General features: G+C 25.5%; 15 protein-coding genes and 1 pseudogene. All 16 read left to right on the top strand.

Annotation, left to right across the window (positions count from 1 at the left end; all coding sequences use genetic code 11):
- Window positions 1–265 precede the first annotated feature (265 nt).
- The 16 genes and pseudogenes from BTM21_RS09995 (at window position 266) to BTM21_RS09920 (ending at window position 13,544) form a co-directional block, all read left to right on the top strand.
- Complete coding sequence (locus BTM21_RS09995) at window positions 266–961, top strand: YveK family protein (RefSeq protein ID WP_079481103.1); 696 nt, start codon at window positions 266–268, stop codon at window positions 959–961.
- Between the two features lie 14 nt (window positions 962–975).
- Window positions 976–1,629, top strand: coding sequence for a CpsD/CapB family tyrosine-protein kinase (locus BTM21_RS09990; protein ID WP_021874828.1), 654 nt, complete (start codon window positions 976–978; stop codon window positions 1,627–1,629).
- A 3-nt stretch (window positions 1,630–1,632) separates the two neighbouring features.
- Window positions 1,633–2,409: a tyrosine-protein phosphatase gene (locus BTM21_RS09985; protein WP_021874829.1), complete on the top strand. Its 777-nt coding sequence runs from the start codon at window positions 1,633–1,635 to the stop codon at window positions 2,407–2,409.
- A gap of 68 nt (window positions 2,410–2,477) precedes the next feature.
- Window positions 2,478–3,110, top strand: a complete 633-nt coding sequence (locus tag BTM21_RS09980) for a sugar transferase (protein ID WP_242944849.1) — start codon at window positions 2,478–2,480, stop codon at window positions 3,108–3,110.
- 22 nt (window positions 3,111–3,132) lie between these two features.
- Window positions 3,133–4,493, top strand: a pseudogene (locus BTM21_RS09975) (UDP-glucose dehydrogenase family protein).
- A 14-nt stretch (window positions 4,494–4,507) separates the two neighbouring features.
- Window positions 4,508–4,681, top strand: coding sequence for a hypothetical protein (locus BTM21_RS14010; RefSeq protein WP_242944829.1), 174 nt, complete (start codon window positions 4,508–4,510; stop codon window positions 4,679–4,681).
- A 35-nt stretch (window positions 4,682–4,716) separates the two neighbouring features.
- Window positions 4,717–4,956, top strand: a complete 240-nt coding sequence (locus tag BTM21_RS14005; protein ID WP_341429553.1) for a hypothetical protein — start codon at window positions 4,717–4,719, stop codon at window positions 4,954–4,956.
- Window positions 4,956–5,480, top strand: coding sequence for a glycosyltransferase (locus BTM21_RS09965; RefSeq protein WP_021874834.1), 525 nt, complete (start codon window positions 4,956–4,958; stop codon window positions 5,478–5,480). The genes BTM21_RS14005 and BTM21_RS09965 overlap by 1 nt, the downstream gene beginning before the upstream one ends.
- Window positions 5,458–6,207 (top strand): glycosyltransferase family 32 protein, encoded by a 750-nt coding sequence (locus BTM21_RS09960; protein WP_079481104.1) that lies wholly within the window; start codon window positions 5,458–5,460, stop codon window positions 6,205–6,207. Before BTM21_RS09965 ends, BTM21_RS09960 begins: the two co-directional genes overlap by 23 nt.
- Complete coding sequence (locus tag BTM21_RS09955; RefSeq protein WP_079481105.1) at window positions 6,200–6,988, top strand: hypothetical protein; 789 nt, start codon at window positions 6,200–6,202, stop codon at window positions 6,986–6,988. Before BTM21_RS09960 ends, BTM21_RS09955 begins: the two co-directional genes overlap by 8 nt.
- 291 nt (window positions 6,989–7,279) lie before the next feature.
- A complete protein-coding gene (locus tag BTM21_RS09945; protein WP_161493078.1) occupies window positions 7,280–8,152 on the top strand; it encodes a glycosyltransferase family 2 protein in 873 nt (290 codons plus the stop codon).
- 34 nt (window positions 8,153–8,186) lie between these two features.
- Window positions 8,187–9,101 (top strand): glycosyltransferase family 2 protein, encoded by a 915-nt coding sequence (locus tag BTM21_RS09940; protein WP_021874839.1) that lies wholly within the window; start codon window positions 8,187–8,189, stop codon window positions 9,099–9,101.
- On the top strand, window positions 9,098–10,537 hold the full coding sequence (locus BTM21_RS09935; RefSeq protein WP_079481108.1) for a flippase: 1,440 nt from the start codon (window positions 9,098–9,100) through the stop codon (window positions 10,535–10,537). Before BTM21_RS09940 ends, BTM21_RS09935 begins: the two co-directional genes overlap by 4 nt.
- An 18-nt stretch (window positions 10,538–10,555) precedes the next feature.
- Window positions 10,556–11,437 (top strand): UTP--glucose-1-phosphate uridylyltransferase GalU, encoded by an 882-nt coding sequence (gene galU / locus BTM21_RS09930; protein ID WP_021874841.1) that lies wholly within the window; start codon window positions 10,556–10,558, stop codon window positions 11,435–11,437.
- A gap of 281 nt (window positions 11,438–11,718) precedes the next feature.
- Window positions 11,719–12,810, top strand: a complete 1,092-nt coding sequence (locus BTM21_RS09925) for a pyridoxal-phosphate-dependent aminotransferase family protein (protein WP_021874842.1) — start codon at window positions 11,719–11,721, stop codon at window positions 12,808–12,810.
- Entirely contained in the window at window positions 12,807–13,544 is a 738-nt protein-coding gene (locus tag BTM21_RS09920; protein WP_079481109.1) for a phosphocholine cytidylyltransferase family protein, read from the top strand. The genes BTM21_RS09925 and BTM21_RS09920 overlap by 4 nt, the downstream gene beginning before the upstream one ends.
- Window positions 13,545–13,560: the final 16 nt, after the last annotated feature.

Raw genomic sequence — 13,560 nt, 5'->3', positions numbered from 1 at the left:
AATCGACATTTAAAAAGCAAAAGCAATTATTTAATTCTGATAGAAAAAAATAATACTATTTAAAAAAGATAAAAAAATAGAAAGTTAAATATAGAGCGAAAAGGGTATTTTAGTAATTTTTAAAATATACTATTCAATTTATAAAAATAAATAAAGGATACGACAAATTACACTTTCTGAATAAAGGGGCTATTTTATTTACAAATGATTAAATTTTGATATAATTTAAAACAGAATTTTAATAAAAAGTAAATCGGGGGGCAAAATGGAAAAAGAGATAAGCTTACAGGAGATATTTCAATCCTTAAAAAAGAGATGGAAAATTATACTTATAACGACGTTAACTACTACATTATTATCTGCAGTTGTAACGTTCTTTTTAATTAAGCCACAATATGAAACCAAAGTTAAATTATTTATAGGAAAAGAAGAAACATCAACAGAAGGTTATAACCAAAATGATGTAGTTATGTATCAAAAATTATTAAAAACTTATTCAGAAGTTATTAAAACAAAAGATCTAATTAATACTGCACTAAGTAATATAAGTGTAAATGAAACAACTAAAAATGTACTAGCTAACTTAACAGTTGTACCAGTTGCAGATACTCAAATCCTTGAAATTAAATATAAGAATAATTCACCAGAAATAGCATTTAAGGTAATAAATTCTATTAAAAATGAATTTATAAAACAATCTTCAGAATTAGTTCCAAATGGAAATGTAAAAACATTAGAGAATTCTTCACTACCAGAAAAACCAGTAAGTCCAAATAAAAAAATGAACATAGCAATAGCATTTTTACTAGGAGCAATGGTTGGAGTAGGAATAGTATTTTTACTAGAATTCTTAGATAACTCTTTCAAAACAAAGAAACAATTAGAAGAAGATTTGGAAATTCCAGTAATAGGGGTTATCCCTAGCTTTTTAGAAGAAAATAATCATAAAAGTAAACATTAATTAAGGAGGTTATTATGTTAGTAGTAGAAAATAAACCTAAATCGGTAATTGCAGAAAGCTATAGAACACTAAGAACAAATATCCAATATTCATCTTTTGATAAAGAATATAAAGCTATAGTAATAACAAGCTCAGAGCCAGGAGAAGGAAAATCAACTACAGCAGCAAATCTTGCATTATCCTTAGCTCAAGGGGAGAAAAAAGTTGTACTAATTGATTGTGACTTAAGAAAACCATCTATACATAAAAAATTTAAAGTATCTAATGCAACTGGATTATCAGATGTATTAATAGGTAAAGAAAGATTATCAAATACTTTAAAAAGACATGGAGAAAACTTACTTATATTACCTTCAGGTAAAATTCCACCAAACCCTTCAGAAATGTTAAGTTCAAAGGCAATGAGTAATTTATTAGAAGAGTTAAAGGAAGACTTTGATTATATAATCATAGATACTCCACCTATACAAGCAGTAACAGATTCACAAATTTTATCTACAAAAGTAGATGGAACTTTACTTGTAATTAGAGCTAAAGAAACTAAGAGAGAATCAGTTCATAATGCAGTAAATTTACTTAAAAAAGTTAATGCACATATAATGGGAACAGTTTTAAATGGAGTAGATAATGATAGCGGTAATTACTATTATTACTATGGAGAAAATTAAATAATGGTAGATATTCATTCACATATATTATGGGAAATAGATGATGGGGCAAAAACACAGGAAATGGCATTGAAAATGCTAAAGCAAGCAGTAAGTGGAGGAACTAAAAGCATAGTAGCTACTCCACATTTCATTAGGGGGCATTATGAAATAGAGATAAGTGAGCTTGAAAAAAAGGTAGATGACCTTAAGGTTTTAGCTGAAAAAAATAGAATAGATATAGGGATTTATTTGGGGCAAGAAGTATGTTATACTGAAAAAATTTTAGAATATTATGAGTGTGGCTTCATAAAAACTATAAACCATTCAAGATATATGCTTATAGAGTTTAGAAAAAGAGATTTTTCTATAGAAGAAATTTTAGATAATTTATATGAATTACAAATCAGAGGAATAGTACCAGTTATAGCACATCCAGAAAGATATTTAAATTTTATAAAAAAACCAGAACTTATAAATAAATTTATACAAGCAGGGTACTTGTTTCAGCTAAATGCTGGTAGTTTGATAGGTTATTTTAACAAAGATGTAAAGAATACAGCCATAAAATTCCTGAAAAATGATATCTATAGCTTTATAGGCTCAGATGCACATAGAGATGAAAACAGAACTGCCAATATGCAGGAAGCCTTAAAAACATTAGAACAACTTAAAAAAGGGTACGGAAGATTTTTAGAAACAAATGGGGAAAAACTATTAAATAATGAAGAAATAAGCTTTCAAGGAAGAAGGCTAAAGACTAAAAAGAAAGGTTTATTTTCGGTATTTAGTAGGAGATAAAAGGGTGTTTTATTATTTATTGAGAGGAGTGAAAAAGGGTGGAGAGAGCAGGGATTGAGACACCAGAAATAGAGATTAGAGAGTTGAAAAAAAATAGATATTTATATGAAGTAACTAAAAGAGTTATAGATATAGTTGCTTCAATATGTGGATTACTCTTACTTAGCCCACTTTTAATAGTAGTGGCAATTTTAATAAAGCTAGAGTCAAAGGGACCTATAGTATTTTCTCAAAAAAGAATTGGTTTAAATGGTAAAGAATTTAATATGTACAAGTTTAGATCAATGGTTGTAAATGCAGAAGAACTTAAAAAGAAGCTTGCAGAGCAAAATGAAATGTCAGGTCCAATGTTTAAGATGAAAAATGATCCTAGAATTACTAAGATAGGAAAGTTTATAAGGAAAACAAGCATAGATGAATTACCACAATTAATCAATATCTTAAAGGGAGAAATGAGTTTAGTAGGACCTAGACCAATCCTTCCACAAGAAGTAAAAGAGTTTGAACCTTGGATGATGAAAAGATTAGAAGTAAAACCAGGGCTTACATGCTATTGGCAAGTATCAGGAAGAAATAATATTGATTTTGAAGATTGGATGAAGCTAGATATTAAATATGTAAATGATAGAAGTCTTTTATTAGATATAAATCTTATATTTAAAACATTTTTTGTTTTATTTGGTGATAAGAATGCATGTTAAACATTATAAGGGGGCTAATGAGATGAATAAGAAAATTGTAGTTGCAGGGACAGGCTATGTAGGATTGTTACAGGAGCATGTCTTTCGGAAGTAGGGCATAAGGTTACTTGCGTAGATATAGATGAAAAAAAGGTGGAACTAATGAAACAAGGAATTTCACCTATATATGAACCTGGTTTAGATGAAATATTAAAGAAAAACCATGATGCAGGGATATTAAATTTTACAACAGATTATAAAAGTGCATATAAAGATGCAGACATAATTTTTATAGGAGTTGGTACACCAGAAAGAGAAGATGGATCAGCTAACTTAGATTATGTCTTTGGGGTATGCAAACAAATAGCAGAAAATTTAGAGAATAATGCATTAGTAGTTGTAAAATCTACAGTTCCAATCGGTACAAATGATAGAGTTGAAGAATATTTAAAAGATAATTTAGTTAACAAAGTAAAGGTAGAAGTTGCATCAAATCCTGAATTTCTAGCACAAGGTACAGCAGTAGTAGATACACTTCATGCAAGCAGAATAGTAATAGGTGTTGAATCAGAAAATGCAGGAAATATTTTAAGAAATGTCTATGAACCATTTAATCAACCAATAGTAGTTACTAACAGAAGAAGTGCTGAAATGATTAAATATGCTTCAAATGATTTTCTAGCTTTAAAAATAAGCTTTATGAATGAAATAGCTAATTTTTGCGAATTAGTTGGAGCTGATATAGAAGATGTAGCTAAAGGAATGAGCTATGACAAGAGAATTGGAGATAAATTCTTAAATGCAGGTATAGGATATGGAGGTTCATGTTTCCCTAAAGATACTAAAGCTCTACATTGGTTAGCCAATGATAATGGCTATGAAATAAAAACTATAAAAGCTACTATAGAAGTAAATGAAAATCAAAAATTTAAGCTATTTAGAAAAGCTAAACAAAGATTTGGAAATCTTAAGGGGTTAAGGGTAGCTGTACTTGGATTAACTTTTAAACCTGGAACAGATGATTTAAGAGAAGCACCTTCTATACCTAATGTAAGAAGATTACTTGATGAAGGTGCAGAAATAGTAGCTTATGATCCTGTAGGAATAGAAAACTTTAAGAAAAAATATCCTACAGAAATAGAATATGTAAATAATCCTGAAGATGCATTAAAGAATGCAGATATGGTATTTATATTTACTGAATGGAAAGAAATAAAGGAATTAGACTTAGAGGTTTATAAAACTTTAATGAGAAATCCTATAATATTTGACGGAAGGAACTGCTACAACATAAAGGATGCAGAGGGTCAAAAAGTTGAGTATTACTCAGTAGGTAGAAGAGAAGTTTTAAATATGGAAGTTGAAGCTAAGCAAGAAATTGCAGCTACAATAATTAAAAACTGAAAAGGAGAGAATAAATGAAAATATGTTTAGTTGGATCAAGCGGGGGGCATCTTACACATTTGTATTTATTAAAGAAATTTTGGGAGGAACATGATAGATTTTGGGTTACATTTAATAAATTAGATTCAGTATCATTATTAGAAAATGAAAAAAATATTGGTGTTATTTTCCTACAAATAGAAATTTAAAGAATTTAACAAAAAATACTTTTCTAGCACTTAAAATACTAATAAAGGAGAAGCCAGATTTAATAATATCAACTGGAGCAGCGGTATCAATTCCTTTCTTCTATTTAGGGAAATTATTTGGAGCTAAAACTGTATATATTGAAGTTTATGATAGAATTGAATTGCCAACAATTACCGGAAAAGTAGTATATCCTGTTACTGATAAATTCATATTACAATGGAATGAACAAAAAAAGTTTTATCCTAAAGGAATAAATTTAGGGGGAATAATATAATGATTTTTGTTACAGTAGGTACTCATGAACAAGATTTTAGTAGATTAATAAAAAAGGTTGATAATTTAATAGATGAAAAAAAAATAATAGAGCCTATATTTATGCAAATTGGATATACAAAGTATATTCCTAAAAATTGTGATTATAAAGAAATGATAACATCTGAAGAAATGATTTATTATACTAAGAATTCAAGAATAATAATAACTCATGGTGGTCCAGGAAGTATATTTTTACCTTTTCAATTTAATAAAATACCTATAGTAGTTCCAAGACAAAAAAAATATGGGGAGCATGTAGATGATCATCAAGTGTATTTTACAAAAAAATTAGAAATGAAAAAAAAAATTATAGCCATATATGATATTAATTTTTTAGATGAAGAAATCAATAATTTCTTAAATAGGGAAAAAAATTTAAATAAAGATTATAAGAATGCAACAGATAAGTTTGTAGAGAACTTTAAGAAAGAATGTTTAGAGTTAATAAAAGGAGACTATAATGGGAAAAAGTGGGATACCTAAAATAATACATTATTGTTGGTTTGGGAGAGGGGAAAAATCTGAATTAGCAAATAGATGTATAGAAAGTTGGAAGAAAAACTTAGATGGTTACAAGATTATGGAATGGAACGAAGATAATTTTGATATTAGTGCAAATTTATACATTAAGGAAGCATATGATAAAGGAAAATATGCATTTGTATCAGATTATGTAAGATTAGATATTTTGTTTAAATATGGAGGAATATATTTAGATACTGATGTAGAAATATTATCTGATTTTAATGCCTTATTAGACTCTAATGCTTTTTTAGGGTTTGAAGATGATGAGTTAATATCTACAGCTACAATAGGAGCGAGAAAAAATAACATAATAATTAAAAACTGGTTAGATACTTACAATAATAGGAGATTTATAAAAAATGGAAGAGAAAGTGAATTAACTAATGTAAGAGTAGTTACTGATATTTTATTAAACCATGGTTTAAAGCAAGATAATAGAATACAAAATTTACTTAATGATGAGATAACTATATATTCAAATGATTTTTTCTCACCATTAAAAATTGGAAGTAGTAATCCTAAAGTTACCCATAATACTATAGCAATACATTGGTTTGAGGGAACATGGTTAACACCACAAAAAAAAGTGAAAATAAAATTAATATCATCAATAAAAAGTATCATTGGATTCAAAAGATATAATAAAATAAAGGATATAATAAAAAGTAGGATTGATAATGAGTAATTTAAATAAAGAAGAAATTTTATTTTATTTATATTTTATATTTATATTAATCGGAAAAAGTATAGGCTTAGGTGCAAATAATTTTATTTTGAGAATTATAACAATTATGGCATTTATATTCTTATTAATAAAATTAACTATAACTAAATATACAAGAAGAGAAATTATAATAATAGCAATACTTATTATAATTGGAATGTTTACTTTTTATATAAGTAAAAGAGCAGGTGTTTTATTAAGTATTTTAACTATAATAGGTATGAAAAATATTGAATATAAGAAATTATTTAGTTTATCATTAAATATAAAAGTTATAATATATTTCACTATAATCTTTTCATCATTAATAGGTATGATACCAAATAAACAGTATGTACATTGGAGAGATGGAATAGGCTATATAACTAGATATTCATTAGGATATAATCATCCTAATTTATTACATAGTAATTTATTTATAATAGTAGTTTTATTTATATATTTAAATTATAAAAAGTTAAATATTATAAATTGTAGTATCATTTTGGCGGTAAATTTTTTTATATATAACTTTTCATTAAGTAGAACTGGGTTTTATTCAATTATTATGATAGTTATAGTTAGTTATATATTAAGTAGAATTAAAAAACATATTAATTATAGTATATTCAAATATATTATGCCAATAAGCGTAATTTTTACTTTTGTTACAGCAAAACTATATAACCAGTATGAAATTTTATATAAATTAGATAATATATTAACAGGTAGAATATTCGTATCATTTCTTAAACTCATATAAAATTACTTTATTTGGACATAATTTGTTTAATGATTCACGTCTTATAGATAATAGTTATGTTATATTGTTGATAAATTATGGTCTAATAGTATTTATAATATATATGTTAGGATATTTTATAATTACTAACCTATTTATAAAATTAGAGAGAAAAGAAGAATTACTTGTTATAGCTTTTTTTTCTATTTATGGAATTACTGAGGGGTTTTTATCTAATATATTTTTAAATTTATCATTAGTATTTTTAGCAGACTTAATTTATAAAAAAAGTAATAAAAAGGGGGGATTTTTTTGAAGGTAACTATATTTACGCCTACATATAATAGAAAAAATAAATTGTATAGATTATATGAAAGTTTATTAAAACAAACTAGTAGAGAATTTATATGGCTTGTAGTAGATGATGGTTCAAATGATGGGACTAAGGAACTAATAGAAAAGTTTAAGTTAGATAAAAAAATAGAAATAATATATCATTTTCAAGAAAATTCAGGAAAACATATAGCTCATAATAAAGGTGTTGAATTATGTAAAACAGAGCTATTTTTTTGTGTAGATTCTGACGATTATATAATACCTAATGCTATTGAATTTATATTAAAAAATGCTTCAAATTTAAATTCATGTATTGGAATTGTAGCATTAAGAGGATATTCAATAAATAATGTTATGGGTAATTATTTTAAAGCTGGAATAAATAGAGCTACATTAAGTGACTTATATAATTTGTATGGTAAAAAGGGCGAAACAGCTTTAATATTTAGAACTAAATATTTAAAGGAAAATTATTTTATTAAATTTGAAGGAGAAAAATTTTTAAGTGAGGAAATATTATATAATAAGCTAGATAATATAGGAGCATTATATATAATTAATAGAGTTATATATATTATGGAATATTTAGAGGATGGTTTAACAAAAAATTATAAAAAATTATGGAAGCAATCTCCAAGAGGCGTTTTGGAATTACTTAATAGTAGATATAAAAAATCAAGAGAAATTAAGGGAGTTAAAAAATTTTATAGATGTTTAAGAGTAATATTAGTATTAAATTCATTTTGTTTAAATAGAAAGATAAATATAAAAGAAAATACTCCGAATAAAATTTTATCAACTTTATTAATAATTCCATCATATGTAGTTTCTTATTTCAAATTTAAATAGAACTATATACAATTTAATATAAAGGAGAAATAATATGGAAGATTTAGTTAGTATAATAATATCTACATATAAGAGAGATTTTGAATTAGAACGCGCCATAGAAAGTATAATTAGACAAACATATAGAAATATAGAAATAATAATAGTAGATGATAATGGTATTAAATCAGAGTATCATACTAGAGTGAAAGAAATAATAAAAAAATATACAAAGTATAATAATATAAAATACATAGTAAATGAAGAGAATATCGGAGGAGCATTAACAAGAAATAGAGGAATAGATAATGCTGAAGGAGAGTATATTGCTTTTTTAGATGATGATGATGAATATTATCCAGAAAAAATAGAGAAACAAATAGAATTATTTAAAAATAATAAAAGTAAAAAACTAGCTTTAATATACTGTTATACCGATAGTTATGATGAATATGATAAAAAATTAAATGAATATAGATATGATTATGTTGGAAATTGTTTATTTGATTCAATGTGTTTGTGTATTGCGGCAACATCACAATGGTTATGTAAAAGAAAAGCACTTATTAATATTGGAGGATTTAATAATGTTCCTAGTAAACAAGATTCTACAGTTATAATAAAATTATTAAATAGAGGGTATGAAGTAGATAGAGTCCCCGAAATTTTAGTTAGATATAATGAGCATTCAAAAGAAAGAATAAGTCAAGGTAGCATTAAGAATATAAAAGGAGAGGAGATGTTAAGATTGTATTGTAGAAGTCTATATAATAACTTAAATACTAATGAAATAATAAAAGTTGAAGAAAGTTTTTCATATAGACTAAGTAAGTTGTATATAAAAAATAATAATACCAGTAAAGCACATAGTGAAATGAAAATACTAAAAAAAATAAATATATATTTATGGATAAAAGTAAATATGTATTATATTTTAAAAAAATTAAGATATAAGGCTATAAATTTATGAGTATAAAAAAGAATCTTATTTATAATGTTACATATCAAATGTTAATATTAATACTTCCATTAATTACAACACCATATATATCTAGAGTTATAGGAGTAGATGGGGTAGGAGTACAATCATATACGTATTCAATAGTAAATTATTTTGTTTTATTTGCAATGTTAGGAATAAATAATCATGGAAATAGAAGTGTAGCTATGGTTAGGGATAATAAAGAAAATTTAAGTAGGGTATTTCTTAGTATTTACTCAGTGCAAGTTATAATATCTTTAATTATGATTATTTTTTATAGTATATATGTTTATTTTATAGTAGATAAATATAAAATAATATTTTTAATTCAACTAATATATATTATATCAGCTTTATTTGATATAAATTGGTTCTTTTTTGGAATAGAAGAGTTTAAATTAACAGTAATAAGAAATACTATTATTAAATTATTATCAGTACTTAGTATTTTTATTTTTGTAAAAGATAAAAATGACTTATATATATACTCATTGATATTAGCTTTAGGAGTTTTAATTGGACAACTAATATTATGGAAATTTATAGGTAGATATATTAAGTTAATTAAAATAGATATAAATAATATATTAGAACAAATTAAACCAATATTAATACTTTTTATTCCAATTGTTGCAATAAGTATATATAAGATAATGGATAAAATTATGATTGGATCTATGAATACAATTACTCAAGTAGGTTTCTATGAAAATTCTGAAAAAATAATAAATATACCAATAGGTATTATTGTTGCTCTTGGTACTGTTATGTTGCCTAAGATATCAAATTTAGAAGCAAAAGGTAAAAAAAATCAAAGTAAAAAATATATATCAATATCAATGGATTTTGTAATGTTTATGGCTTTTGGTTCTATGTTTGGTTTAATAGGAGTAAGCCCTGTATTAATTCCTATATTTTTAGGAAAGGAATTTATTCAATGTATAGACATAGTATCAATTTTGTCTGTAACAATATTATTTATAGCATGGGCAAATGTTATTAGAATGCAATTTTTGATACCAAAGAAAAAAGATAAAATTTATATAGTGTCTACTATTTTAGGAGCTATTGTTAATTTAGTTATTAATCTATTATTAATTAGAAAATATGGAGCTATTGGAGCTACAATAGGAACTGTTTTAGCTGAAGCAACAGTGGCTATATATCAGACAATAAAAGTAAAAGAAGAATTAGATATTAATACATACATTAAACGTAATATGTTTTTCGTTATTCCTGGAATATTTATGTGTTTAATTATTAGATATATAGGTTTAGTATTAAATAAAACAATATTAACAGGGATAATACAAATTATTGTTGGTGGAAGTATTTATTGTTTAATAGGTATAATTTATATGATAAGAAATAAGAATGAAGTAGTAAATCAGATATTAAAAAGATATAATTTTATGAAAAAATAATATAATTAGTGAGGATTTATGAACAAAAAAATAAGAAAAGCAATAATACCAGCAGCAGGTCTTGGTACTAGATTTTTACCTGCAACTAAGGCACAGCCTAAGGAAATGTTACCTATAGTTGATAAGCCAACTATTCAATATATAATAGAAGAAGCTGTGGAATCAGGTATAGAAGAAATTCTTATTATAACAGGAAGAAGTAAGAAGTGTATTGAAGATCACTTTGATAAGTCTATTGAGCTTGAGATGGAGCTTGCTAAAAGTGGAAAGGATGAGCTTCTTGAGTTAGTTAAGGATGTATCTGATATGGTTGATATACATTATATAAGACAAAAGGAGCCTAGAGGACTTGGACATGCTATTAATTGTGCTAAGGCTTTCGTTGGTAATGAACCTTTTGCAATATTATTAGGTGATGATATTGTATATAATGAAGAAAAGCCTTGTTTAAAGCAACTTATTGAATGTTATGATGAGTATAAAACATCGATATTAGGTGTACAAACTGTAGATAATGAAGATGTATGTAAGTACGGTATAGTTGATGGAATAGATATTGAAGATAGAGTAATGAAGGTAAAGGGATTAGTTGAAAAGCCTAGTATTGAAGAAGCTCCATCTAATGTTGCTATTCTTGGAAGATATATAGTAACCCCTAAAATATTTGAAATATTAGATAATACTAAACCAGATAAGGGAAATGAAATACAACTTACAGATGCATTATTGGAGCTTATAAAAAATGAAGCAATGTATGCTTATAATTTTAAAGGCAGAAGATATGATGTAGGTGATAAGTTAGGCTTTTTAGAAGCAACAATAGAATATGCATTAAGAAGACCAGAGCTTAAAGAAGGACTTTCGGAATATTTAGAAAAAATTATAAAAACTAGTGTATAAAATTAGTAAAAGTGTAAATAATTAAAATATAATATCCCTTTACTATTTTTAAAACCAAAGAAGAGATTCAATAATAAGACTATTTGTTTTTACAGATAGTCTTATTTTTTTTATGGAAAACTAGTTTTTATTTAAAATTTACTAGATAATATTTATATAAAAATTGGAAAAAAACTAATTAAATGTTATAATAGTTGATATATTCATTGATAAAAATAATTATATTAAAAAATCATGAAATTGTAATTAAAGGGAATTAGATATAGGGTAGGAGATATGAAATGATAGAGTTAAAAAAGAATTTGAATTTTTCTGTAGGACCAGTGGAGATGGATGAGGATATTCAAGAGATTGGTTCACATAAAATTCCTTATTTTAGAACGTCAGAATTTTCAAATTTAAATAAAGAAAATGAAGATTTAATTAAAAAGTTTGTTTATGCTAGTAATGGAGCAAGGGCAGTATTTTTAACAGCTTCAGGAACTGGTGCTATGGAAGCTGCTGTAATGAATAGTTTTGATGAAAATGATAAGGTTTTAGTTGTAAATGGGGGAAGTTTTGGAGGCAGATTTAAAGAAATCTGTGAAATACATAATATAAATCATGAAGAAATCAAGCTTTCTAGTGGAAAGAAGCTTACAGAAGAAGATTTAAGTAAATTTAAGGGAAAAGGCTTTACTGGATTTTTAATAAATGTACATGAGACTTCTACTGGGGTTTATTATGATATGGAATTAGTATCAAAATTCTGCAAGGAAGAAAATTTATTTTTAGTAGTAGATGCAATAAGCTCATTTTTAGCAGATGAATATTATATGGACAAGTGGGGAGTAAATATTACTATTTTAAGCTCACAAAAGGGGTTAGCTCTTCCACCAGGAATATCAATATTAGTATTAGATGAAAAAGGTGTTAATAGAGTTAATAAATCTAAATGCAGATCTTTATATTTTAATTTAAGAAAGTATTTAGAGGATGGATTAAGGGGACAAACTCCTTTTACACCAGCAGTAGGAATATTGATTCAATTAAATTATAGATTAAGTAAGATTGATGAAAAGGGAATAGAGTATTACTTAAATTATACAAAAGAAATTGCAGAAGATTTTAGAAGTAAAATCAAAGATTTACCATTTAAGATAGCAAGTGAATCATTATCAAATACAGTAACACCATTAAAGCCTCTTGGCAAAATGAAGGCTCATGATATTTTTGAGTATATAGAAAAAAATTATGATATACACATATGTCCAAATGGAGGAACCTTAAGAGATACCTTATTTAGAGTAGGTCATATAGGTAATTTATCTAAAGAGGATAATGATAAGTTAATAAAAGCATTTGTAGATATGAATGAGGGAGGAATACTATGAGAGTTTTAATTTTAGCTGCAGGAAGAGGAACTAGAATAAGTAGATATTTATCAGGTCACCCTAAATGTACTGTTGATATAGGTGAAGAAATATTAATAAAGTACACTGTAAGAAATTTTAAAAAATGTGGAATAGACAATATTGGGATTATATTAGGTTATAATCAAGAATATATAAAAGAAGTTTTAAAAGATGAAAATGTTAATTTTTATTATAATCCATTTTATAATGTTACAAATAGTATAGCTTCAGCATGGTTTGCAAAAGATTTTATTGTAGAAGATGAAGATATTATAATTATGAATGGTGATGTTTTCTTAGAAGAAGGTTTATTAAAGGAAATAATAGAAGAAGAATTAAGTCCTGTTTTATTCTGTGATGATACTAGAAAGGAAGAAGCTGACTATAAATTCTATTATGAAAATAATAAGCTTATAAAATATGGTAAAGAATTAGAAGGCGATGAAATTACTGGTGAGTATATTGGTGTTGCTAAGATAAAGAGTGATTTTATAGGTAAGTTTAAAGAAAACTTAAATGTAATGATAAACCATCAAGAGCATGGACAATGGTGGGAAAATGCATTATATACATTATCAGATAAGACAGATATTTTTGTTAAGGATATAAATAAAAAGTTCTGGGCAGAGGTAGATTATATAGAGGACTACGAAAGAATTTTAAATTTTAGAGATTATAAAATAGATTACAATATAAGTATTAAAAAAGTATAGGTTTTAAAAAGTTACT

This window comes from Clostridium chauvoei, from assembly GCF_002327185.1.
Lineage (GTDB): Bacteria > Bacillota > Clostridia > Clostridiales > Clostridiaceae > Clostridium > Clostridium chauvoei.
This window is presented reverse-complemented; position numbering and strand designations above follow the sequence as displayed.